General features: G+C 64.6%; 22 protein-coding genes. 3 read left to right on the plus strand and 19 right to left on the minus strand.

What is annotated here, in order from left to right; genetic code table 11:
* The first annotated feature begins 85 nt into the window (after positions 1-85).
* Entirely contained in the window at positions 86-1,132 is a 1,047-nt protein-coding gene (locus EYW47_RS12435; RefSeq protein ID WP_133195435.1) for a DMT family transporter, read from the plus strand.
* Positions 1,133-1,226: 94 nt separating this feature from the next.
* Here EYW47_RS12435 and EYW47_RS12440 read toward each other — a convergent pair whose 3' ends face one another.
* Both EYW47_RS12440 and EYW47_RS12445 read right to left on the minus strand, forming a co-directional pair.
* A complete protein-coding gene (locus EYW47_RS12440) occupies positions 1,227-1,559 on the minus strand; it encodes an RnfH family protein (RefSeq protein ID WP_133195158.1) in 333 nt (110 codons plus the stop codon).
* Positions 1,556-1,999 (minus strand): type II toxin-antitoxin system RatA family toxin, encoded by a 444-nt coding sequence (locus EYW47_RS12445; RefSeq protein WP_133195159.1) that lies wholly within the window; start codon positions 1,997-1,999, stop codon positions 1,556-1,558. Before EYW47_RS12445 ends, EYW47_RS12440 begins: the two co-directional genes overlap by 4 nt.
* 102 nt (positions 2,000-2,101) lie before the next feature.
* Here EYW47_RS12445 and smpB point away from each other — a divergent pair, with 102 nt between their 5' ends.
* Positions 2,102-2,548, plus strand: a complete 447-nt coding sequence (gene smpB / locus EYW47_RS12450; protein ID WP_028219508.1) for an SsrA-binding protein SmpB — start codon at positions 2,102-2,104, stop codon at positions 2,546-2,548.
* A gap of 134 nt (positions 2,549-2,682) precedes the next feature.
* Here smpB and EYW47_RS12455 read toward each other — a convergent pair whose 3' ends face one another.
* From EYW47_RS12455 to ppsA, 3 genes are all read right to left on the minus strand, one after another.
* Positions 2,683-3,639: an SPFH domain-containing protein gene (locus EYW47_RS12455; RefSeq protein WP_133195160.1), complete on the minus strand. Its 957-nt coding sequence runs from the start codon at positions 3,637-3,639 to the stop codon at positions 2,683-2,685.
* 89 nt (positions 3,640-3,728) lie between these two features.
* On the minus strand, positions 3,729-4,154 hold the full coding sequence (locus tag EYW47_RS12460; protein ID WP_165976555.1) for an NfeD family protein: 426 nt from the start codon (positions 4,152-4,154) through the stop codon (positions 3,729-3,731).
* 201 nt (positions 4,155-4,355) lie between these two features.
* Positions 4,356-6,758: a phosphoenolpyruvate synthase gene (gene ppsA, locus EYW47_RS12465; RefSeq protein ID WP_133195162.1), complete on the minus strand. Its 2,403-nt coding sequence runs from the start codon at positions 6,756-6,758 to the stop codon at positions 4,356-4,358.
* 409 nt (positions 6,759-7,167) lie between these two features.
* Between ppsA and ppsR the strand changes: the two genes are divergently transcribed.
* Positions 7,168-7,983 (plus strand): posphoenolpyruvate synthetase regulatory kinase/phosphorylase PpsR, encoded by an 816-nt coding sequence (gene ppsR, locus EYW47_RS12470; protein WP_133195163.1) that lies wholly within the window; start codon positions 7,168-7,170, stop codon positions 7,981-7,983.
* A gap of 87 nt (positions 7,984-8,070) precedes the next feature.
* On the opposite strand, the gene EYW47_RS12475 is transcribed toward ppsR, so the two are convergent.
* The 14 genes from EYW47_RS12475 to pyrH all read right to left on the minus strand — a co-directional run bounded on the left by EYW47_RS12475 (position 8,071) and on the right by pyrH (position 22,288).
* A complete protein-coding gene (locus EYW47_RS12475) occupies positions 8,071-8,856 on the minus strand; it encodes a TrmH family RNA methyltransferase (protein WP_133195164.1) in 786 nt (261 codons plus the stop codon).
* Positions 8,857-8,950: 94 nt separating this feature from the next.
* Positions 8,951-9,742 carry a ribonuclease HII gene (rnhB, locus tag EYW47_RS12480; RefSeq protein ID WP_133195165.1) on the minus strand — a complete coding sequence of 264 codons (792 nt, stop codon included), beginning with the start codon at positions 9,740-9,742 and terminating at the stop codon, positions 8,951-8,953.
* Positions 9,739-10,908, minus strand: a complete 1,170-nt coding sequence (gene lpxB, locus EYW47_RS12485; RefSeq protein ID WP_133195166.1) for a lipid-A-disaccharide synthase — start codon at positions 10,906-10,908, stop codon at positions 9,739-9,741. Before lpxB ends, rnhB begins: the two co-directional genes overlap by 4 nt.
* 3 nt (positions 10,909-10,911) lie before the next feature.
* Positions 10,912-11,700: an acyl-ACP--UDP-N-acetylglucosamine O-acyltransferase gene (gene lpxA / locus EYW47_RS12490; protein ID WP_133195167.1), complete on the minus strand. Its 789-nt coding sequence runs from the start codon at positions 11,698-11,700 to the stop codon at positions 10,912-10,914.
* Between the two features lie 81 nt (positions 11,701-11,781).
* A complete protein-coding gene (gene fabZ, locus EYW47_RS12495) occupies positions 11,782-12,246 on the minus strand; it encodes a 3-hydroxyacyl-ACP dehydratase FabZ (RefSeq protein ID WP_028219501.1) in 465 nt (154 codons plus the stop codon).
* Positions 12,247-12,448: 202 nt separating this feature from the next.
* A complete protein-coding gene (lpxD, locus tag EYW47_RS12500; protein WP_133195168.1) occupies positions 12,449-13,519 on the minus strand; it encodes a UDP-3-O-(3-hydroxymyristoyl)glucosamine N-acyltransferase in 1,071 nt (356 codons plus the stop codon).
* Positions 13,520-13,537: 18 nt separating this feature from the next.
* Complete coding sequence (locus EYW47_RS12505; RefSeq protein ID WP_133195169.1) at positions 13,538-14,083, minus strand: OmpH/Skp family outer membrane protein; 546 nt, start codon at positions 14,081-14,083, stop codon at positions 13,538-13,540.
* A gap of 44 nt (positions 14,084-14,127) precedes the next feature.
* Positions 14,128-16,437, minus strand: coding sequence for an outer membrane protein assembly factor BamA (bamA, locus tag EYW47_RS12510; protein ID WP_133195170.1), 2,310 nt, complete (start codon positions 16,435-16,437; stop codon positions 14,128-14,130).
* A 67-nt stretch (positions 16,438-16,504) separates the two neighbouring features.
* Positions 16,505-17,917, minus strand: a complete 1,413-nt coding sequence (gene rseP, locus EYW47_RS12515; RefSeq protein WP_133195171.1) for an RIP metalloprotease RseP — start codon at positions 17,915-17,917, stop codon at positions 16,505-16,507.
* A gap of 132 nt (positions 17,918-18,049) precedes the next feature.
* Positions 18,050-19,231, minus strand: coding sequence for a 1-deoxy-D-xylulose-5-phosphate reductoisomerase (locus tag EYW47_RS12520; RefSeq protein WP_133195172.1), 1,182 nt, complete (start codon positions 19,229-19,231; stop codon positions 18,050-18,052).
* A 26-nt stretch (positions 19,232-19,257) separates the two neighbouring features.
* Positions 19,258-20,067: a phosphatidate cytidylyltransferase gene (locus tag EYW47_RS12525; RefSeq protein WP_133195173.1), complete on the minus strand. Its 810-nt coding sequence runs from the start codon at positions 20,065-20,067 to the stop codon at positions 19,258-19,260.
* Positions 20,061-20,843 (minus strand): isoprenyl transferase, encoded by a 783-nt coding sequence (locus tag EYW47_RS12530; RefSeq protein ID WP_133195174.1) that lies wholly within the window; start codon positions 20,841-20,843, stop codon positions 20,061-20,063. The genes EYW47_RS12525 and EYW47_RS12530 overlap by 7 nt, the downstream gene beginning before the upstream one ends.
* A 74-nt stretch (positions 20,844-20,917) precedes the next feature.
* A complete protein-coding gene (frr, locus tag EYW47_RS12535) occupies positions 20,918-21,478 on the minus strand; it encodes a ribosome recycling factor (protein ID WP_133195175.1) in 561 nt (186 codons plus the stop codon).
* Positions 21,479-21,571: 93 nt separating this feature from the next.
* Positions 21,572-22,288 carry a UMP kinase gene (pyrH, locus tag EYW47_RS12540; RefSeq protein WP_028219492.1) on the minus strand — a complete coding sequence of 239 codons (717 nt, stop codon included), beginning with the start codon at positions 22,286-22,288 and terminating at the stop codon, positions 21,572-21,574.
* Positions 22,289-22,528: the final 240 nt, after the last annotated feature.

The raw sequence follows: 22,528 nt of genomic DNA on the forward strand, positions 1-22,528 counted from the left end.
CAAGACGCCCGTGCAGCGCACGGTTAAGCTGCCTCCCATCCTGTGCGGCCAGAACGGCCAGGTCGAAATTGCGGAGGCAAGGCAAATGCAGCGTGGTGTGTTGTACGGCGTGCTCGCCGGTGCGTTATGGGGAACCGTATTTCTGGTGCCTCGCCAGTTGCCGGAGTTCTCGCCGCTGCTCCTCAGTGCCGGGCGCTACCTGATGTATGGCCTCGTCTCGTTCGCCGCACTCCTGCCCATGCTGCGGCGCGTCTGGCCGCGTCTCACGCGCGCCGACCTCATCGCGCTCGTGAAGCTGGCTCTGATCGGCAACCTCCTTTACTACCTCTTTCTCGCGAGCGCGATCCATCTCGTGGGCATCGCGCCCGCCTCGCTGATCGTCGGTGTTCTGCCGGTCACGGTCACCCTGCTCGGACGCAGCGACCACGGCGCCGTGGCGCTCTCGAAGCTCGTCTGGCCGCTCGCGATGATCGCCGCCGGCATCGTATGCATCAATGTCGATGTCTTCACGGCGGCCGCCGGCGAGCACGCGAGCACGCTCACGAAGATTGCCGGCCTCGGCTGCGCCGTCGGTGCACTCGCATGCTGGACCTGGTATGCCGTCGAAAATGCGCGCTACCTGCAGCGCAACGCACATTTCGGCGGCAACGAGTGGTCGGTGTTGTGGGGCGTCGTCACGGGCGCGCTCGGTGGCCTGCTCTGGCTCGCGGTGCTCGTCATGCCCGCCGCAACGGTGCAGGAGAGCGTGAGCGGCGGGCGCTGGACCGCGTTCTGGCAACTTAACCTCGTGCTGGCCATTGGCGCGTCGTGGCTCGGCAACGGTCTCTGGAACGCGGCTTCCAAACGCCTCCCCCTGACGCTCTCAGGCCAGATGATCGTCTTCGAGACGCTATTCGCCCTCCTCTACGGCTTCATCTACGACCACCGCCTGCCGCGCATGCTGGAAGTCGCGGCAATCGTGCTGCTGGTAGCGGGCGTGAGCTGGTCGGTCCGCCAGCATTCGGGCGGACCGGAGGACACCGCGCACGGCGACGGCATCGTGCCGGATGGCGATTTGCCCGGCATTGCGGGGGACGGCGGGGCGGATGCCTCGGGCAAGAACGGCACGGAACGGCGCCGCGCGGCGAACTAACGGAGCTTGGCGGGGGAACTGGGGACGCAGCGCGGCCCATTGGACGGCCGTCACCGCGAGTTCAGGCGATCGTCAATGCCGGCTCAGCGCCGGTTCAGCGCGAATCCTTGTTCTGCCACTTACGGCCCTCGATCGAGCCTTCCTTGCGGGTTTTGTCGACGCGGCGCTGGCGTGCAAGCTTGGGATCGACCACCAGCGGGCGGTAGATCTCCACGCGGTCATGATCGGTGAGCACGGTGTCGAGCGGCTTGAGCTTGCCGTAAATGCCCACCTTCAGTTTCGTCAGATCGATTTCTGGATGGCGCGCGAGGATGCCGCTCGCCTCGATGGCCTGGCCGAGCGTCGCGCCCGGCGCCAGTTCCACGCCGATCAAGGTCTGCGCGACAGGCAGCGCGTAGCAGACGTCGATGGAAAGTGTCGCGCTCATAGCTTGTTCTTGCCGTAACGCTGGTCGGCGCGCTTCACGAACGTGTCGACGAAGGTGTTCGCGATGTGGTGGAACACCGGACCGATGATCTTCTCGAGAATGATGTTAGAAAACTCGTAGTGCAGCGAGAATTCGATCTTGCAGGCATCCGCGCGCAGCGGCGTGAAACGCCAGGCGCCCGTGAACTTCTTGAAGGGGCCGTCGGCGAACTCCATGTCGATACGCTCGGGCCGCTTGTGCCGGTTACGCGTGGCGAAGTGCTGCTTGATGCCTTTGAAGTTGATATCGATTTTCGCCTCCATTCCGTCCTCGTCCTTGCGGCGAACCTCGACGCCGCCGCACCACGGCAGGAAATTGGGATAATCGTCGACGTCGGTGACGAGGTCGAACATCTGCTCCGCCGAATGGCGAATCAACACGGTTTTCTGGACATCCGCCATAAATTGCGCAATGCGAGGCAAGGGTGAAGGCGCGACGGGCTTTCGGCTGCCCGCTTTGCTAAAATCGTGATTTTAAACGAGTTGGGCGTTTCCCATTTTCCTATGAGCATCATCGACAACAGAAAAGCCTTCTTCGATTACTTCATCGAAGAGCGCCACGAGGCGGGGCTCGTGCTCGAAGGATGGGAGGTCAAGGCGATGCGCGCCGGGCGAGCCAACATCAAGGAAAGCTACGTCGTGATCAAGGACGGCGAGCTCTACCTGATCGGCACGCACATCAGCCCGCTGCCCGAAGCCTCGACGCACATCCACCCCGATCCCACGCGCACGCGCAAGCTGCTGCTGCACCGCGAGGAAATCGACAAGCTGATCGGCAAGGTCGAGCAGCGCGGCTTCACGCTCGTGCCGCTGAACTTCCACTACAAGGGCGGCCGCGTGAAGTGCGAGATCGGCCTCGCCAAGGGCAAGAAGCTGCACGACAAGCGCGAAACCGAGAAGCAGCGCGACTGGCAGCGCGAAAAGGCGCGCCTGATGCGCACGCCTACCTGAGCGCAGCCCGTCGATCCGTCAAGTCTTCGAGCCGCGCGCTTCAGACGCAACAAACGTGGCAAAAAGGAAAAAGGGCGGCCCGAGCCGCCCTTTTTTGCTGCATTTTCGTTGCAAATACCGCCCCCTCGCCCCGCTCAAGCGCCCTTCGCCGTATCCCGGCTCAATTGCGTCTCCTTCATGCCCGTGCGGTTCACGATGGTGAGCGCCGAGGCGATCATCGAGCTCAGGTCGCTCATGTTGCCGGGCACGATCAGCGTGTTGCCCTGCTTCGCGAGGTTACCGAACGCCGTGACGTACTGTTCCGCCACCTTGAGGTTGACGGCGTCCATGCCGCCCTGGGCCTGGATCGAGTTGCCGATCTTCTGGATGGCCTGCGCATTCGCCTCGGCCACCGCCAGGATGGCCGCCGCCTGGCCTTGCGCCTGGTTGATGGCCGCCTGCCGCTCGCCCTCCGACTTCTGGATCGCGGCCTCCCGCGCGCCCGCTGCGAGGTTGATCTGCTCCTGTTTGCGCCCTTCCGAGGCCGCGATCAGTGCACGCTTTTCGCGCTCCGCGGTGATCTGCGCCTGCATGGCGTGCAGGATTTCCTTCGGCGGCGTGAGGTCCTTGATCTCGTAGCGCAGGACCTTCACTCCCCAGTTGGAGGCGGCCTCATCGAGCGCCGAAACGACGCTGTGATTGATGAAATCGCGCTCCTCGAAGGTCTTGTCGAGCTCGAGCTTGCCGATCACCGAGCGCAGCGTGGTCTGCGAGAGCTGCGTGATGGCGAACACGAAGTTGCTCGAACCATACGAGGCCTTCATCGGATCGGTCACCTGGAAGTACAGCACGCCGTCCACCTGGAGCTGCGTGTTGTCGCGCGTAATACAGATCTGGCTCGGCACCTCGAGCGGGATTTCCTTGAGCACGTGCTTGTAGGCCACGCGGTCGATGAACGGCAGCACCATCGAGAGGCCCGGCGTGAGCGTGGCGTGGTAGCGGCCCAGCCGCTCGAGCACCCAGGCGTGCTGCTGCGGCACGATCTTCATGATCTTCGAGATCAGCACGATGACGATCACGAGCAGGATCAACCCGACGACAGGCACTTGCATACGCTTCCCCCTTTGCTTCGATTTGACTTCGGTTTCGCTTCTTCGATGCATGCCTGCGCTGCCGGCCAGGCAGCCGTCTGCAGGCCTCGTCAGGCCTGGCGCGTGCCTTCGCGCGCCCCATGCGCACCCGCTGCCGCGCCGTCGGCGCGCCTCGCCGCCACGACGAGGCAACTGCCGCGCACCGCCTTGATTTCGTAAAGATGGGCGTCCTCGGGCTCCCCTGGCACGAGCTCAATGTCCCATTCGGCGCCCCGATACATCGCGCGCGCGCGCCCGTCGCGCCATGCGGCCACCGAGACGGTCGAGCCGATGTCGAGATTCACGCCCGGATCGGTTGACGCGTCGACCATGCGCCGGCGCCGCCCGAACCGCGAGCGCCGCAGCACGATCACGGCCACCAGCGCCACCAGCGCCGCAGCCACGAGTTGCAAGTCGAGCGGCGCACCCAGCTCATACGCGAGCACGCCCGCGAGGAATCCGAGCGCGATCATCAGCAGATAGAACGTGCCGGTCATCAGCTCGGCCACGATCAGCACGCCCGCGCCGATCCACCAGAACAAACCATGCGGACCCACGTCGACCTCCCAAAGTAAAACACCCCGGCTTGACCGGGGTGTTATAGCACGAAGCTGACACTGTTTTCCGCAGCGTGCGAAGGCGAGGTGTAAGCCACCTCAACTTTCGCGCGCGGCGCTCAGTGTGATTTCAGCGGGCGCTCATGACTTCGCCTGTGATTTCGCGAGCGCCTGCCACGTCTCGACGACCGTGTCGGGGTTCAGCGAGATCGACGCGATGCCCTCTTCGGCCAGCCACTGGGCGAAGTCCGGATGATCGGACGGGCCCTGGCCGCAAATGCCGACGTACTTGTTCAGGCGACGGCAGGTTTCGATCGCGCGCTTGAGCAGGAACTTGACAGCCGGGTCGCGTTCGTCGAAGTCGGCGGCCAGCAGTTCCATGCCCGAATCCCGGTCGAGGCCGAGCGTGAGCTGCGTGAGGTCGTTCGAGCCGATCGAGAAACCGTCGAAGTACTGCAGGAACTCTTCGGCCAGAATCGCGTTGGTCGGCACTTCGCACATCATGATGAGGCGCAGGCCGTTTTCGCCGCGCTTCAGGCCGTACTTCGCGAGCAGGCCAACCACGCGCTCCGCCTGCTTGAGCGTGCGCACGAACGGCACCATGATCTCGACGTTCGACAGGCCCATCTCTTCACGCACGCGCTTGAGCGCGAGGCATTCCATCTCGAACGCCTGAGCGAAGTCGTCGGCGATGTAGCGCGAGGCGCCGCGGAAGCCCAGCATCGGGTTTTCCTCGTCCGGCTCGTAACGCGAACCGCCGATCAGCTTCTTGTACTCGTTCGACTTGAAGTCCGACATACGCACGATGACGGGCTTCGGATAGAACGCCGCCGCGATCGTGGCGATGCCTTCCGTGAGCTTGTCGACGTAGAACGCACGCGGCGACGCATGGCCGCGCGCCACGCTCTCGACCGCCTTCTTCAGGTCCGCATCGACGTTCGGGTACTCGAGGATCGCCTTCGGGTGCACGCCGATGTTGTTGTTGATGATGAACTCGAGACGCGCGAGGCCCACACCGGCGTTCGGCAGCTGCGAGAAGTCGAACGCGAGCTGCGGGTTGCCGACGTTCATCATGATCTTGACCGGAATCGCCGGCAGCTCGCCACGCTGGACTTCGCTGACTTCGGTTTCGAGCAGACCATCGTAGATGCGGCCCTCGTCGCCTTCCGCGCACGACACGGTCACGAGCGCGCCGTCCTTGAGCACATCGGTCGCGTCGCCGCAGCCCACGACTGCCGGCACGCCCAGCTCACGCGCGATGATCGCCGCGTGGCAGGTACGGCCGCCACGATTCGTGACGATTGCGGCAGCGCGCTTCATCACCGGCTCCCAGTTCGGGTCGGTCATGTCGGCGACGAGCACGTCGCCCGGCTGCACGCGTTCCATTTCGGACGGATCGTGAATCACCTTCACGCGGCCCGCGCCAATCTTCTGGCCGATCGCGCGGCCCGTTGCGAGCACCTGCGACTGGCCCTTGAGCTTGAAGCGCTGCTCGGCCTTGCCCGCGGCCTGGCTCTTCACCGTCTCAGGACGCGCCTGGAGAATGAAGATCTTGCCGTCGAGGCCGTCCTTGCCCCACTCGATGTCCATCGGACGCTGGTAGTGCTTCTCGATGATGACGGCGTACTTCGCGAGCTCGATCACGTCTTCGTCGGTGATCGAGAAGCGGTTGCGCTGCTCGTGCGAAACGTCGACCGTCTTCACGCGGCCCGGCTCGCCCGGCTGCGTGAATTCCATCTTGATCAGCTTCGAGCCGATCGAGCGGCGGATGATCGGCGCCTTGCCCTGCGCGAGCGTGGTCTTGAAGACGTAGAACTCGTCCGGATTCACGGCGCCCTGCACGACGGTCTCACCGAGGCCGTAGCTCGACGTGATGAAGACGGCGTCCTTGAAGCCCGATTCCGTGTCCAGCGTGAACATCACGCCCGCGGCGCCGCGGTCCGAACGGACCATGCGCTGCACGCCCGCCGACAGTGCGACTTCGGCGTGGGTGAAGCCCTTGTGGACGCGATAGGAGATGGCGCGGTCGTTGTAGAGCGACGCGAACACGTGCTTGAGACGGTCGAGCACGTCTTCGATGCCGACCACGTTCAGGTAGCTTTCCTGCTGACCGGCGAACGAAGCGTCGGGCAGATCTTCCGCCGTCGCCGACGAGCGCACGGCGAAAGACAGCTCGGAAGGCGAGCTTGCCTTCAGCGTCTCGAAACCCGCGCGGATGTCAGCTTCCAACTTCGACTGCAGCGGCGCATCGATGATCCATTGACGGATTTCCTTGCCCGCTTCGGCCAGCGCCTTGACGTCGTCGACGTCGAGCGTCTCCAGACGCGCGGCGATCCGTTCGGTCAGGTTGTTATGTTTCAGGAAGTCGCGGAAGGCGAGCGCGGTCGTCGCGAAGCCCGTGGGCACACGCACGCCTGCTTCAGCCAATTGGCTGATCATTTCGCCGAGCGAGGCGTTCTTGCCGCCCACGATCTCGACATCAGTCATCCGCAACTGCTCGAAAGGCACTACATACGCCTGATCCTTGGCAACGGTGTTAGTCATACAAGCCCCTAAGTGTGAAAAAAATTCACGATTGCGCAAGTGGGCTCGAACGCAGGCCGCCCATTGGAAGCGGATCTGCGCCTTGCGCAACCTGTTGGAGAAGCAATCGCCACCACCTTGGGGCCTGCATCCGGCGCGAGGAAAAGCACGAAGATGCGCGCGATTACGCGAAATTATGCGAAACCGCTGCAAGTTGACACCCGATTGAGCCACAATGGGCCGCGATTGGGCGCGGTTGCACTGCAATTGCTTATCCAACAGGTTGCCGCTATTCTACCGTGCCGACTCTCGAAAATGTGTCTGTCGGTGAGAATCGCGCCTCGAAATCGTTCCACAACGCTCTCTGGGCGCCTCCCGGGCGCCTCGCCCATCTTTCGAGCCGCCTCGCTCACGTACCCAGCCTCAACCGATGCCGCCTACCGTATTCATCGTCTCCGACGGTACCGGGATCACTGCCGAAACGTTCGCGCATTCGATCCTCTCGCAGTTCGACCAAAAATTCCGCCTCGTGCGCGTGCCGTTCGTCGACTCGACGGACAAGGCCTACTCGACCGCCGAAAAGATCAACGAAGCCGCGGTGCAAGAAGGCCGCCGCCCCATCGTTTTCACGACGCTGGTGGACAGCAATTCGAACGAGATCGTCAAGCGCTCGAACGCGCTCGTGCTCGACATGTTCCAGACCTTCGTGGAGCCGCTCGAGCAGGAGCTGGAGCTCAAGTCGAGCCATGCGATGGGCCGCGGCCACCAGAACGCCGACACCGACGAATACAAGAACCGGATCGAAGCGATCAACTTCTCGCTCGCGCACGACGACGGCCAGTCCAACCGCAACCTCAACGACGCCGACGTGATCCTCGTGGGCGTGTCGCGCAGCGGCAAGACGCCGACCAGCCTCTATCTGGCGATGCAATACGGCGTGAAAGCAGCCAACTATCCGCTGATCCCGGACGACTTCGAGCGCGGCAAGCTGCCCACTTCGCTGCTTGCGCATCGCGCGAAGATCTTCGGGCTCTCGATCGATCCGCAGCGCCTCACGGAAATCCGCAACGAACGGCGGCCAGGCAGCAAGTACGCGGCGCTGGAAAACTGCCGCTACGAAGTGAACGAAGCCGAAGCCATGATGCGCCGCGAAGGCATCAAGTGGCTCTCGTCCACGCACAAGTCCATCGAGGAAATCGCCACGACGATCTTGCAGGAAATCCGCCTCGATAAGCCGGTGTACTAACGATCGCGACCGGAAGCTACGGAAACGAAAAAGGCCTGCATTTGCAGGCCTTTTTGTTGCAACGACTCGAAGCGATCGAGGCGACGCTCAGCGCGCGTGGCGCTGCTGACGGCATTGCTCGAAGAGGCACACGGCCGCCGCCGCCGCCACGTTCAGGGACTCCATGCCGCCCGGTTGCGGAATCGTCACGCGCCACGCCGCCGCGTCGCGCCACACCTGCGAGACTCCCGCCCCTTCGTTACCGAAAACCCACGCCACCTGCCCCGTGAGGTCGCTCTCGTCGATGGCCTTCGCACCGTGCGAGTCGGTGATCACGACCGGCACGCCGAGCATGTCGATCAGCGCTTCGGGATCGACATTATCGAAGACCTGCAGCAGGAAGTGCGCACCCATTGCCGAGCGCAGCACCTTCGATGACCACACGTAGGCGGTTCCCGGCGTGCAGAAGACCTTGTCGATGCCTGCGGCAGCCGCGCTGCGCAGGATCGAGCCGACGTTGCCCGCGTCCTGCAAACCATCGAGCACGAGACAGGTCGATTCGACGCGCGTGGGCAGATGCGTCTCGGGCATGTCCACGAGCAGCAGCATGCCCACGCCATGCACGACGTTCGAGAGCTGACCGAACAGCGCATCGGGCAGCGTGACCACGCGGCCCTCATCCACGCGCGCGACGATGGCCTGCGCCTCGGCATGCGCGAACGCACCCTCGGTCACGACGCAATATTCGGGCTGCGAGCCGCCGTCGAGCCACGCGCTCGCGAGGTGGAAGCCTTCGAGCAAGGCCTGATGGCTGCGTCGCTGCTGATGCGTCGAGCCGGCCAGCGCCTTCAGGCGCTTGTAGAGCGGGTTGTCGCGCGATGTAATGGCTTTCACGGGCGGGACTCGAGATCTGAAAAAGGATGAATGGAAAGGAAAACGGCGCCGCACGAGGCGGCGCCGGATTGCGCAGGCAGCGGCATCGCGGGGCTCAGGCTCGTGCGAAACCGTCGTCCGGACCGGCGGCGCTGCCGACCTTTACCGCGCCGGGCAGCGCGATGCCATGCAGTGCATAGGCCTCGCGCACGGGCGCGAACGAGCGCCGATGATGCTCGCACGGGCCATGCGCGCGCAAGGCAGCCAGATGCTGCGCGGTGCCGTAGCCCGCGTGCGCGTCGAACCCATAGACGGGGAACGCCGCGTGCAGCTCCAGCAGCATCCGGTCGCGCGTGACCTTCGCGATGATGGACGCCGCCGAAATACTGGGCACCAGCGCATCGCCGCCAATCACGGCCTCGCTGCGCACCGGCAGCACCGGGCAGCGGTTGCCGTCGATCTTGGCGAGCGTGGGCGTCACGCTCAGGCCTTCCACGGCGCGCCGCATCGCCAGCATGGTCGCGTGCAGGATATTGAGCGAGTCGATCTCCTCGACACTCGCCGACGCCACACACCACGCGAGCGAGCGCTCGACGATGAGGTCGTAGAGCGCTTCGCGCGCTTTCGCCGTGAGCGCCTTGGAGTCGTCGAGGCCGGCAATGGGCCGGGCCGGATCGAGGATCACGGCGGCGGCCATCACCGGGCCGGCGAGCGGCCCGCGTCCAGCCTCATCCACGCCGCAGACGATGTCGTCAGGCGACTCGAACAGCAAGCCCGCCTGCTCCGCCCACACCTGCCGCGCGGCGCGCTTTTCTGCCGCTTTCGAGGGCGCCTTGGCCGCGGATTTCCCCGCGGCTTTCGACGCTGGCGCCTTCGCGCGAGCACGCTTGATCGTACCCTCGGTCATGCCTGCCCCCTGCGAGTCTCCACGACCCGCGCGACCACCTCCGCCGCACGCTCCGCCGTGTTCTGGCGCAGCGCATGGTGCATCTGCGTGAACACTTCGGTGAGCGTGCGCCGGTTCGCCTCGTCGTGCAGCTGCGTGAGTGTCGCGTCCGCGAGCGCCTCGGGCGTCGCGAAGTGCTGAAGGATCTCGGGCACCACGAAACGCCCTGCGAGAATATTCGGCAGGCCGACATACGGCAGATAGCCCTGGCGGCGCATGATCTGCCCCGTAAGCCAGGGCACCTTGTACGAGATGACCATCGGCTTCTTGAGCAGCGCCGCCTCGAGCGTGACCGTGCCGCTCTTCACGAGAATCGCATCGGCGGCGGTCATCGCAACTTGCGACTGACCGTCGATGATCGTGAGCGCGAGGCCCTGGTGCAGGTTCGCGAGTTCCTGCAACTGCGCGTGGATCGCCGGCGTCGCCGCTGGCATCACGAAGCGCAGGTCCGGCTCACGCTGCTGCATGATCTGCATCGCGTCGAAGAACGTCGGGCCGATCAGGCTGATCTCGGAACGGCGGCTGCCCGGCAGCACGGCGATCACCGGTCCGCTCTCGGGCAAGCCGAGTGCGCGGCGCGCGCCGGGCACGTCCGGTTCGAGCGGAATGTCGTCGGCGAGCGGATGCCCCACGTAGGTCGCCGCCACGCCGGCTTTCTCGAGGATCGCCGGCTCGAACGGGAACACGCAGAGCATGTGATCCACGGCCTTCTGGATCTTCTTGATGCGGCCGCCGCGCCACGCCCAGATGGACGGGCACACGAAATGAACCGTGGGAATGCCCGCGTCGCGCAACGGGTGTTCGAGACCGAAGTTGAAATCGGGCGCATCCACGCCGATGAAAACGTCGGGCGGGTCCGCGAGCAGCTGATGCTTGAGTTCGCTGCGAATGCGCAGGATCTCGGGAATATGCTTGAGCGCCTCGACGTAGCCGCGCACCGTGAGCTTGTCCATCGGCCAATGCGCGTCGAAACCGGTGGCCTGCATGCGCGGCCCGCCAATTCCATAGTACTGCGCACTATCGGGCAGCCTGCCGACGAGCCCCTTGAGCAGCGACGCCGCGAGCAGGTCGCCGGACGGCTCCCCGGCGACCATGGCGAGGCGCAGCGGACGGGTTTGCAGCGCCATCGGTTAGCGGATGATGCCGCGTTGCGACTGCTCGACGAAATCGAGCAGCGCCTTCACGTGCACGTCCCCGTCGCCACCCGCTTGTGCGAGCTCGGCGAGCTGCACCTTCGCCTCTTCAAGCGACAGGCCGTTCTTGTACAGCGCGCGGTAGGCCGCGCGCAGCGCCGAGATTGCGTCGGGCGAGAAGCCGCGGCGGCGCAGCCCCTCGACGTTGATGCCATGCGGCACCGCCTTGTTGCCCGCGGCGACCACGAACGGCGGCACGTCCTGCACGAGCGCCGATGCGCCGCCCACCATCGAGTGCGCGCCGATGCGCACGAACTGATGCACGCCCGTCATGCCGCCGACGATCGCGTAGTCGTCCACGATCACATGGCCCGCGAGCTGCGCGTTGCTCGACATGATCACGTTGTTGCCGAGCCGGCAATCGTGCCCGACGTGCACGTAGGACATGATCCAGTTGTCGTCGCCGACGATCGTGACGCCGGTGTCCTGCACCGTGCCCGTGTGGATCGACGTGAACTCGCGGATGGTGTTGCGGTTGCCGATCACGAGCCTGGTGGGCTCGCCCTTGTACTTCATGTCCTGCGGACGGCCGCCGACGATCGCATAGTGGCCGATCGCGTTGTCTTCGCCGATCGTCGTGTGGCCTTCCAGCACGCTGTGCGAGCCGACCTTCGTACGCGCGCCGATGGTGACATTGGCACCGATCACCGCATAGGGCCCGATCTCGGCCGATTCATCGACTTGCGCGCCGGACTCGACGACCGCAGTGGGATGGATCCTGCTCATTCGTCCTCGCTCTCCGATTCTGTTGCCGTGCCGCGGTGCCCTGCCAAGGCTGGAGGGCGCAGCGCCACGCGGGGGCGCATCTTATTGCGCCGCGTCCATTTTCTTGACGGTGCACATGAGTTCCGCCTCGCACGCGACGGAACCTTCCACTTCGGCATGTGCCTTGAACTTCCAGATGCCGCGCATGTAGCGCTCGAACGTCACGTTCAGGATGAGCTGATCACCCGGCTCGACCACGCGCTTGAAGCGCGCACCGTCGATGCCGACAAAGTAGTACAGCGTGTTCTCGAAGTCCTGCTCTTCTTCCGAAAACGTGAGCAGCGCCGCCGTCTGCGCGAGCGCTTCGAGGATCATCACGCCGGGCATGACTGGGCGTTGCGGGAAATGGCCCGTGAAAAAGGGCTCATTGACGGTCACGTTCTTCAACGCCTTGATGCTCTTGTGCGGTTCGAGCTCGATGACCCGGTCCACCATCAGGAACGGATAACGGTGCGGGAGCAGCGTGAGGATCTTGTGGATGTCGAAGTTGAGTTTTTCGATGTTCATGGTGTTTCTGCTCACGCAGGAATTGCGTGTGACTGTCGAATGCGATGTCTGAAGTGCCCGGCATGCAAAACCCGGCTCCCGCGGCACCCCTGCGGCCCGCGCTTCAGGCGCAGTATGCGCCACGCGCGGCACTTCGTGCATGCGTAATGCCCCGGGTCACGCAGACCGGGGCGCGTAGCCCGGGTTTCGCTGACCTGCCTTGTTATGCGCCGTCTTGCGGCTTCTGGGCGGCCTCGAGCGCCTTGATACGATCGCGCAGCTTGTCGATATTGCGTAGCAGCGCGGCGCTCTTGTTCCAGTCGGCGTGATCGACCGCGGGAAACGCACTCGTGTAGATCCCGGCCTTGGGCAGCGACTTCGACACGCCGGACTTGGCCGTGACGATCACGTAGTCCCCGAGCGTGACGTGCCCCGCGATGCCGACCGCGCCGCCGATCATGCAATGGCGGCCGATCGTGGTGCTGCCCGCGATGCCTGCGCAGCCCGCTATCACGGTGTATGCGCCGACCTTGCAGTTGTGGCCGATCTGCACGAGGTTGTCGATCTTGACGCACTCCTCGATGATCGTGTCGGCCATGGCGCCACGGTCGATCGTGGTGTTTGCACCAATCTCGACATCCGGCCCGATCGAGACGCCGCCGACCTGCGGGATCTTCACCCAGCTACCCGTGCGCGCGTCGCCCTCGCCCGTGAAGTCGGGTGCGAAACCAAAGCCGTCCGAGCCGATCACGGCGCCCGCGTGCACGATGACGCGCGCACCGATCTTGCAGCCGTGATAAACCGTCACGCCCGGATAGAAGTGCGCGCCCTCGCTCACCTGGGTGCCGCGGCCGATGAACACGTTGGCATCCAGCCGCACGTGCTCGCCGATCGTGGCGCCCGCCTCCACCGTGACGTTCGGGCCGATCACCGCACTCGCGGCAATCTTTGCCGTAGCGTCGACGTGCGCGCTCGGGTGCACGCCCGGCTGCACCTTCGGCGCGGCGAGGTCGATGAACGCCTGCGCAACGCGCGCGAAATAAGCATACGGATTGGGTGTGACGATGAAGTTGCGACCTTCGCGGGAAGCCAGTTTTTCGAGATCGTCCTGGCTGATGAGGACCGCGCCTGCGCGGGTCGTTTCGACCTGCGACAGGTACTTCGGGTTGGCGAGAAACGCCAGTTGCTGCGGACCGGCCTGGTCGAGCGGCGCGAGCGAGCCGACACGTTGCGTCGGGTCGCCGATCACTTCGCCGCCGAACCGCCCGGCGATGTCCTCAAGCGTAAAAGCCATGCGCTTGCTGCTCCTGCCTTAATTGCTGCTGCCAGTGCCGCTCGACGCTGCGAGCGCCTTCAGGACCTGGTCGGTGATGTCGATGCGCGGGCTCACGTACACCGCTTCCTGCACGATCAGATCGTAGTGCTGCTGCTCGGCGATCTGCTTGATCACCTTGTTCGCACGGTCGAGCACCGCCGCGAGCTCTTCGTTGCGGCGCTGGTTCAGGTCTTCGCGAAATTCGCGCTGCTTGCGCTGGAAGTCGCTGTCGAGTTGCGACAGATCGCGCTGCTTCTGCGCGCGGTCGCCCGGCGCCATGCCCGGCCCATTCTTGTCGAGGGCATCCGACAGGGCCTTCAGGCGTTGCGCCATGTCCTGCAGGTCCTTGTCGCGCTTGGCGAACTCGGCTTCGAGCTTGGTTTGCGCGGCCTTCGCAGGGGCAGATTCGCGCAGGATGCGGTCGGAGTTGACCGCCGCGATTTTCGCTTCCTGCGCATGGGCCACGCCCGTGCCGAAAGCGAGCATCGCCAGCGACAGCGTCAAGGCCCCGATCGTCCGTCTGGAAAACAGTCCCGTTAGCAAAGTTATCCTCTCGTTTCTGTAAATACCGGTTCCCGCATGCCTCGTCAGAAGGCCGTACCGATCTGGAACTGGAACTTCTGGTACTGGTCGCCTTCGTGCTTCTGGATCGGGAAGCCAAGGCTCAACTTGAGCGGGCCGATCGGCGAAATCCACGCGAGACCCACACCGTAGGCGTAGCGCAGGCCGTTCGCGCCCGTGCTGGTGTTGCCCTCGTCGCCCCAGACGTTACCACCATCGACGAAGGTGAAGACGCGCAGTGTGCGATCGTAGCCCGTGCCCGGCAGCGGGAACGTGAGCTCGATGTTGCCCACCACCATCTTCGAACCGCCGATCGGGTCGTTCGTCTTGGCGTCGCGCGGACCGAGCGAGCTCGGTTCATAGCCACGCACCGAGCCGATACCGCCCGCGTAGTAGTTCTTGAAGATCGGGTACGGCTTGCCGTCGAGGCCCTTGCCGTAGCCCGCCTGGAAGTTCAGGCCCAGCACGAAGCCGCGCGCGAACGAATAGTAGTACTGCGCCTGGACGTCCGTCTTGATGTACGGCGTCGAGCCAATGGGCGTACCCCATTCGACGTTCGCCTGCGTGAAATAGCCACGGCTCGGGATCAGCGCGCTGTCACGCGCGTCGCGCGACCAGGCCATCGTGAGCGGCACGTTGTTCGACACGCGGCCGAACTCGTTCACGTAGTCGATGTAGCTTTGCGGCGTGTACTGGTCGACGTCGAGGCGGTCCTGCTCGAAACCGATGCCGAAATAGACCGTATCGACTTCCGAGAACGGAATGCCGAACTTCAGGTCGCCGCCCGCGGTGATGATCTTGAAGCTCGAATCGGTCGAGTAGTACAGCGGCTGGTACGTGCGGTAGTAGACATCGGTAATGCGCTTGATGCCGTCCACCGTGAAGTACGGGTCCACCTGCGTGACGGCCAGCGTGCGGTACGACTTCGCGGTGTTGACGTTGACCGAGAGGCTCGTGCCCGAGCCGAACACGTTGTCCTGCGAAACGCCCGCCGAGAGCACCACCTTGTCCGTCGACGAAAAGCCCGCGCCCAGCGTGATGGCGCCGGTCGGCTTTTCGGCGACCTTGACGTTGACGTCCACCTGGTCGGGCGTGCCTTCCACGGGCACCGTCGTCACGTCGACGTCGGTGAAGTAGCCCAGACGGTTGATGCGGTCCTTCGAGAGCGCGAGGCGGTTCGAATCGAACCACGAGCTTTCGAGCTGACGCATTTCGCGGCGCACGACTTCGTCGCGCGTGCGGGTGTTGCCGATCACGTTGATGCGGCGCACGTACACGCGGCGGCTGGGGTCGACTTGCAGCGTGAGGTCGACCGTGTGATCGGCCTGATTGATCTGCGGCAGCGCATTGACGGTTGCGAACGCGTAGCCGTATTCGCCGAGCTTGTCGACGATTGCCTTGGTGGTGGCCTGCAGCTTCTCGGCCGAGAACCGATCGCCCGGCTTGATCTTGATCAGCTTGTTGAGCTCGGCCTCGCGGTCGAGCAGATTGCCGGCCAGATGGATGCCCGAGATCTTGTACGGCTCGCCCTCGTGGATCCCGATCGTCAGGAACATCTCCTTCTTGTCGGGCGAGATCGAGACCTGCGTCGAGTCGATGTTGAACTCGAGATAGCCGTGATTCAGGTAGTACGAGCGCACGTTCTCGAGGTCGCCCGTGAGCTTTTCCTTCGAGTACAAGTCGTTCTTCGTGTACCACGAGAACCAGTTCGGCGTGGACAGCTGCATCTCCCCAAGGAGCGTGCTCGTGCTGTACGTCTTGTTGCCGATGAAGTTGATCTGGCGAATCTTCGCGCTCGGGCCTTCGACCACCGAGAACAAGAGGCCTACGCGGTTGCGGTCGATCGGCGTGACCGTGGTCGTGACTTCGGCTGCGTAGAAGCCGCGCGTGAGGTACTGGCGCTTGAGCTCCTGCTCGGCCTTGTCGACGAGCGCCTTGTCGTAGTAGCGGCCTTGCGAGAGGCCGACTGCGCGCAGCGCCTTCGTGAGGTTGTCCTTGTCGAATTCGTGGATGCCCGCGAAGTCGATCGTGCCGATCGCCGGGCGCTCCTGAACCTGCACGACGACGACGCCGCCTTCGGTGGCGATGCGCACATCGTTGAAGAAACCTGTCGCATACAATGCGCGAATGGCTTCGGAGGCCTTGTCGTCGGTGAACGTATCGCCCTGCTTGATCGGCAGGTACGCGAACACCGTGCCGGGCTCGACGCGTTGCAGGCCTTCGATGCGGATGTCCTGTACCACGAAAGGCGTTGTCGCTGCGTGAGCGACGAGGCCGTGTGCGGCGATCGCCGCGGCCGCAACCGTTTTTGGAACCAAGCGATGAGGTCTAAACAACGTGCTTCCCCAGTGTGTATAGCTGCATCAGATCGGGCGGCCCGCCCGAGGACGCCGCCAGACATCTTTAAAAATGGATTAACCGAGCCAGATCGTTGAACAACGCGATCGCCGACAGTGCGACGATGCAGGCAAGTCCCGCGCGCTGCAGCACGAGCTGCCAGCGGTCCGAGACGGCTTTGCCCGTTACGGCTTCAACCGCATAATATAACAGATGCCCCCCGTCCAAAACCGGAATTGGGAGCAGGTTGAGTACCCCGAGGCTAATACTGACAAGGGCGAGGAACGACAGGAACGCGGACGGCCCGAGTCTTGCGCTCTTGCCCGCATAGTCAGCAATCGTCACAGGGCCCGACAGATTCTTCAGCGACGCTTCGCCGGTGAGCATGCGGCCGAACATGCGCAACGAGTAGATGGCGATATCCCACGTGCGCAACGCGCCTAGCTGCACGCTCTCAATCGGCCCGTAGCGCACGTCTACCGTTGGCGCCTGCGCCGCGAGTGCCGCGCCGATTCGCCCCACCTCCTCACCCGTTTCGCCGTCGCGCTGCGCGGCCGGCGTGACTGTGAGCGTCATCGTCTGCGCCTGGCCAGCCTGCGCGCCTTGCGCAACGTTCTGCGCGTTGGTGTCGCGCACGATCTGCAAATGCACGGGCTTGCCCGCATGGGCCTTCACGTACGCGATGAAAGTGCTTGCGCTGTCAACGGGACGGCCATCGATCGCAACCAGCCGATCGCCCTTTGCCAGCCCCGCTTGCTGCGCCGCGCTATCCGCCTCCACGCCCGCGATCGTCAGCTTGCTGCCGCCGGCCTCGAGGCCGAGCTTCGACATGAAGTCGTCGTCGAGATCCTTGCTGGTGAGGCGCGAGAGATCGAGCGGGAAGTCGTAGGTGCCGCCGCCGTCACGCGCGGCGAGCACCACGCGGTGTTGATCGAAGGCAGCCGACAGCAGCTTCCAGCGCAGGTCCGCCCACGAGCGCACGCGCTCGGTGTCGCTGCCGCTGGCGTTGCTCACGGAGACAATGGTTTCGCCGCCCTGGAACCCCGCCTGCGCGGCGACCGTTTGCGCCGGCGGCGCGGCCACGATCGCGCTCGGCTCGGTTACGCCGCTTGCGTACACCGCCGCGAAGAGCACGATGGCAAGAATGAAGTTGGCTACCGGCCCGGCAGCGACGATGGCAATGCGTTTTCCCACCGACTGCCGATTGAAGGCATGCGGCAAATCATCCGTGGGGATAGTGTCCTGCGACTCGCGCTCGTCGAGCATCTTGACGTAGCCGCCGAGCGGCAGCGCCGAGATCGTCCACTCGGTGCCGCTCTTTTTGTTGACCCATTGCACGAGCGGCTTGCCAAAGCCGATCGAGAACCGCAAAACCTTGACGCCGCACAATCGCGCGACGCTGTAGTGCCCATATTCGTGCACGACGACGAGTACGCCGATCGCCACGACAAAAGCCACCAATTCAGTGAGCAGATTCATATGCACCTCCTCTGCTGGAAGCAGCGCGCCAGTGCGGGGCCGGCCGCATGGGCGGGCGGACGGGCCTGCGAGCAAGCCCTCATGACCTTTCGGGCAGCCTGAACGCAGTCCAGGCGCGGCCCGAGCGGGCCATCAAGCCGGCACCGGCAGGCTGTCGATGATCTTGAGCGCCGCGCGGCGCGCGGCTGCGTCGGCTTCGAGCACGACCTCGAGGCTCGCGGCGCTGCGATTGTCCAGCGCATTGAGCACGGCATCGACCGTCTGCGCGATCGCCATGAAACCGATGCGGCGATTGAGAAACGCCTCCACCGCAATTTCGTTGGCCGCGTTGAGCGTGGCGCTCGCCACGCCGCCTTCGGCCAGCGCCTTCATTGCCAGCGCAAGACACGGGAAACGTGCGTAGTCCGGCTTTTCGAAATTGAGCGTCGCCACCTGCGCGAGATCGAGTTGCGCGACGCCAGAATCCACGCGGTCCGGGAACGCCAGCGCATGCGCGATCGGCGTACGCATGTCCGGGTTGCCCAGTTGCGCGAGCACCGATCCGTCCGCGTACGAGACCATCGAATGGATCACGCTCTGCGGGTGGATCAGCACGTCGATGCGCTCGCCCGGCAGACCGAACAGGTAATGCGCCTCGATGACCTCGAGGCCCTTGTTCATCATCGTGGCCGAGTCGACCGAGATCTTGCGGCCCATCGACCAATTCGGGTGCTTGCAGGCCTCGTCCGGCGTCACGTCGACGAGCGTGGACGGCTCGCGCGTGCGGAACGGGCCGCCCGAAGCGGTCAGGATGATCTTCGTCACGCCGCCATGCTTCGTGCCTTCCGACGGCAGGCACTGGAACACCGCGTTGTGCTCGCTGTCCACCGGCAGCAGCACCGCGCCGTTGTCGCGCGCGGCATCCATGAAGATATCGCCCGACATCACGAGCGCTTCCTTGTTCGCGAGCAGGATGCGCTTGCCGGCCTGCGCCGCCGCTAGCGTGGGCACGAGACCCGCCGCGCCCACGATGGCCGCGACCACGGTGTCGCACGCATCGCTCTTCGCGACTTCGACGAGCGCCTGCGGCCCATACGTCACGACGGTCTTCGAGCCGGCGGCGCGCAGCTTGCGCTCGACCGCCGCGGCCGTGTCGGCGTCGCCGACCACGGCCACTTCAGGCGCGAAACGCAGACATTGCTCGACGAGCTTGTCGCCGTTGCGGTGCGCGGTGAGCGCGTAGACGGAGAAGCGTTGCGGATGACGCGCGACCACGTCGAGCGTGCTGTCTCCGATCGAGCCCGTGGACCCGAGCAAGGTGAGTCGTTTTTGCATTTCCATTGTCTCTAAGCCGAGCGCCTCTAACCAAGGAGCAGCATGGCAAGCGGCAGCACCGGCAGCAGCGCGTCGATGCGGTCGAGCACGCCACCGTGGCCTGGCAGGAGGCCGCTCGAGTCTTTTACGCCAGCCTGGCGCTTGGTCATCGACTCGAACAGATCGCCGATCACGCTGAACGCGACCAGCACGGTAAGCACGAAGAGCGCGCGGACGAGACCCAGACGGGCCGCCAGCGCGGAATACAGGGTCGGCTCGAACGCGTGCAGCGCGAGCGCGGCGGCCGACACCACCATCACGGCCGCCCAGCCGCCCACGGCGCCTTCCCAGGTCTTGCCGGGGCTGATCGCGGGCGCGAGCTTATGCTTTCCGAATGCCTTACCCGCAAAGTATGCGCCGATATCGGCCAGCCAGACGACCAGCAGCAGCGAGAGCACGAACGCCACGCCCACCGTGCGCGCGGCAACGAGCGCGTGCCAGCAGGCACTGAAGATCACGAGCCCGGCTGCGAGCAGAAATGCGCGCCAGACACCCGCTGCGAGCGTCGGCTTGCGTACGAGCACGTAGGGGCCGGCAACGAGCCAGAAGATGCCGGCGGCCTGATACAGGGAGTGCGTCGACTCGAGCCGCGTGCTCGCAGCCACGGCCAATGCCGCAACCGCCGCATAGACGATCGAACCCGCTGGGCCGGCCTTGAGCAAACGCGCCCATTCCCATGCGGCGAACAGCACCACGAGGCCGATCAGCGCGCCAAAGGCGGCCACCGGCGCGAACAGCGTGACCGGCAGGAAGACGGCCAGCAGGACGATCGCCGTGATGACACGGGTCTTTAGCATGAAAGCGAGTCGGCGTTCTGGGATTGGTTTTCGAGCTGGGCGCTCGTGCGGCCAAAGCGGCGCTCACGTTCAGTGTAGGAAGCGATGGCGCGATTGAGCGCATCGGCATTGAAGTCCGGCCAGAACGTGTCGGTGAAATAAAATTCTGCGTATGCGAGCTGCCAGAGCAAGAAATTGCTCACGCGCTGCTCGCCGCCCGTGCGAATGAAGAGATCCGGCTCCGGCGCGTAGTTCATGGCCAGATACTGGCCGATCGTGTCCTCGGTAACCGGCACCGGCTCGCCGGCAGCGGCGGCGGCCTCGACCAGCTTGCGGGTGGCCTGCATGATGTCCCAGCGGCCGCCGTAGTTCGCGGCGATGGTCAGCGTGAGACGGGTGTTGCGCGCGGTCTTGGTTTCCGCGCGGCGGATCAGGTCCTGGATGCGCTCGTTGAACATCGACAGGTCGCCGACCACGCGCAGCCGAATGCCGTTTGCATGCAGACGCGCCACTTCGCGCTCGAGCGCGGTGACGAACAGGCGCATGAGAAACGAGACTTCGTCGGTCGGACGTCGCCAGTTCTCCGAACTGAAGGCGAACAGCGTGAGGTATTCGACGCCACGCTCGACGCAGGCCTCGACGACCGAGCGCACGGCGTCCACGCCGCGCGTATGGCCTGCGACGCGCGGCAAGCGGCGTTGAGTCGCCCAACGGCCATTGCCGTCCATGATGATCGCGATGTGGCGCGGCACGGCCGCCACGTCGGGCACGCGAACGGTTGAGCTGGTATAGGTCATGGCCGTCAGACTAAAACTGCAGATACGGACAATAGGGAAAAAGAAACCCTGGCGGAATTGAGAGCCTGACGGCCTCAGACCGTCATGATCTCTGCTTCCTTGGTCTGGACGAGCTTGTCGATCTCGGTCACGAAGCGGTCCGTCAACTTCTGGACGTCGTCGCCACCGCGGCGCTCGTCGTCTTCCGAGATTTCCTTGTCCTTCACGAGCTTCTTGAGTTGCTCATTGGCGTCGCGACGCAGGTTGCGCACGGCCACCTTGGCCGTTTCGCCTTCGTTCTTGACGACCTTGGTGAGCTCCTTGCGGCGCTCTTCGGTCAGCGCAGGCATCGGCACGCGGACCAGATCGCCGTGCGTAGCCGGGTTCAGGCCGAGATCCGACTCGCGGATCGCCTTTTCGATGACCGGCACCATCTTCTTTTCCCACGCCTGGACGCCAATCGTGCGGGCATCCACGAGCGTGAGGTTCGCGACCTGCGAGATGGGCACGGGCGAGCCGTAGTAGTCGACCTGGATGTGATCGAGCAGACCGGTATGGGCGCGGCCCGTGCGGATCTTCGCCAGGTCGCTCTTGAACGCGTCGATCGAGCGCTGCATTTTCTGCTCAACGCCCTTCTTGATGTCAGCCACAGCCATTTTGATACCTCCGAATCTTCATTACGGTACGGGCCCGCCAGCGCGCTCAAGGGGCGGCGCGGCCCGCGTTCGTGTCTCGCGTGAGACGAGAGTTTACACGTGGACGAGCGTGCCTTCGTCTTCGCCTTGAATGATGCGCTTGAGTGCACCCGGCTTGACGATGGAAAAAACCCGGATGGGCAGCTTCTGGTCGCGGCACAGCGCGAACGCCGTTGCGTCCATCACCTGCAGGTTGCGGCCAATTGCCTCGTCGAAGCTGATGGTCGAGTAGCGCGTGGCCGAAGCGTCCTTCTTCGGGTCCGCCGAGTAGACGCCGTCGACCTTGGTGGCCTTGAGCACGACTTCCGCGCCGACTTCCGCGCCGCGCAGCGCGGCGGCGGTGTCGGTGGTGAAGAACGGGTTGCCCGTGCCTGCCGCGAAGATCACGACCTTGCCCTCTTCGAGCTGGCGAATCGCACGCGGGCGAATGTACGGCTCGACCACCTGGTCCATGCGCAGCGCCGACTGCACGCGCGCCTCGATACCCGCGTGACGCATGGCGTCCTGCAGTGCGAGCGCGTTCATCATGGTGGCGAGCATGCCCATGTAGTCAGCGGTCGCGCGGTCCATGCCGGCCGCGCCGCCCGCGACGCCGCGGAAAATGTTGCCGCCGCCGATCACGACTGCGAGCTGAGTGCCCAGGCGCACCACCTCAGCCACGTCTGCCACCATTCGTTCGATCGTGGCGCGGTTGATGCCGAAGGCATCATCGCCCATGAGGGCTTCGCCGGAAAGTTTGAGGAGGACGCGTTTATAGGCGGGTGTGGGCATGGAGGTATCCAGGATCGCGCGCAAAGGGCAATAACTTGAAACTGTAGGGGTGAAATACGGCTTGGGGCAAGCGCCGCCAGAATAGCGAAGATTTGCGCCACGGGGCGCGGCGGGAGTCCGCCGCGCAAGGCGCCGCTACATCGGGCGTCGCTACGCTGCCCACCGCGGCGGATCACTCCGCCGCGGCTTGCTACGGTACTGCAGTGAGGCTTTTACTGCGGTAAGGCGTGCTTGAAGGCT

The sequence above is a fragment of the Paraburkholderia silviterrae genome (assembly GCF_004353915.1).
Lineage (GTDB): Bacteria > Pseudomonadota > Gammaproteobacteria > Burkholderiales > Burkholderiaceae > Paraburkholderia > Paraburkholderia silviterrae.

Bases quoted from the DNA above. Each gene is read 5' to 3' on its own strand.
- ppsR (WP_133195163.1), top strand. From the start codon at position 7,168: ATGCCGCCTACCGTATTCATCGTCTCCGACGGTACCGGGATCACTGCC.
- lpxD (WP_133195168.1), bottom strand. From the start codon at position 13,519: ATGGCTTTTACGCTTGAGGACATCGCCGGGCGGTTCGGCGGCGAAGTG.
- EYW47_RS12525 (WP_133195173.1), bottom strand. From the start codon at position 20,067: ATGCTAAAGACCCGTGTCATCACGGCGATCGTCCTGCTGGCCGTCTTC.
- smpB (WP_028219508.1), top strand. From the start codon at position 2,102: ATGAGCATCATCGACAACAGAAAAGCCTTCTTCGATTACTTCATCGAA.
- ppsA (WP_133195162.1), bottom strand. From the start codon at position 6,758: ATGACTAACACCGTTGCCAAGGATCAGGCGTATGTAGTGCCTTTCGAG.
- EYW47_RS12455 (WP_133195160.1), bottom strand. From the start codon at position 3,639: ATGCAAGTGCCTGTCGTCGGGTTGATCCTGCTCGTGATCGTCATCGTG.
- EYW47_RS12530 (WP_133195174.1), bottom strand. From the start codon at position 20,843: ATGACCTATACCAGCTCAACCGTTCGCGTGCCCGACGTGGCGGCCGTG.
- rseP (WP_133195171.1), bottom strand. From the start codon at position 17,917: ATGAATCTGCTCACTGAATTGGTGGCTTTTGTCGTGGCGATCGGCGTA.
- frr (WP_133195175.1), bottom strand. From the start codon at position 21,478: ATGGCTGTGGCTGACATCAAGAAGGGCGTTGAGCAGAAAATGCAGCGC.
- EYW47_RS12445 (WP_133195159.1), bottom strand. From the start codon at position 1,999: ATGGCGGATGTCCAGAAAACCGTGTTGATTCGCCATTCGGCGGAGCAG.
- lpxA (WP_133195167.1), bottom strand. From the start codon at position 11,700: ATGAGCAGGATCCATCCCACTGCGGTCGTCGAGTCCGGCGCGCAAGTC.
- fabZ (WP_028219501.1), bottom strand. From the start codon at position 12,246: ATGAACATCGAAAAACTCAACTTCGACATCCACAAGATCCTCACGCTG.
- EYW47_RS12460 (WP_165976555.1), bottom strand. From the start codon at position 4,154: ATGACCGGCACGTTCTATCTGCTGATGATCGCGCTCGGATTCCTCGCG.
- rnhB (WP_133195165.1), bottom strand. From the start codon at position 9,742: ATGACCGAGGGTACGATCAAGCGTGCTCGCGCGAAGGCGCCAGCGTCG.
- EYW47_RS12435 (WP_133195435.1), top strand. From the start codon at position 86: ATGCAGCGTGGTGTGTTGTACGGCGTGCTCGCCGGTGCGTTATGGGGA.
- pyrH (WP_028219492.1), bottom strand. From the start codon at position 22,288: ATGCCCACACCCGCCTATAAACGCGTCCTCCTCAAACTTTCCGGCGAA.
- EYW47_RS12440 (WP_133195158.1), bottom strand. From the start codon at position 1,559: ATGAGCGCGACACTTTCCATCGACGTCTGCTACGCGCTGCCTGTCGCG.
- EYW47_RS12520 (WP_133195172.1), bottom strand. From the start codon at position 19,231: ATGCAAAAACGACTCACCTTGCTCGGGTCCACGGGCTCGATCGGAGAC.
- lpxB (WP_133195166.1), bottom strand. From the start codon at position 10,908: ATGGCGCTGCAAACCCGTCCGCTGCGCCTCGCCATGGTCGCCGGGGAG.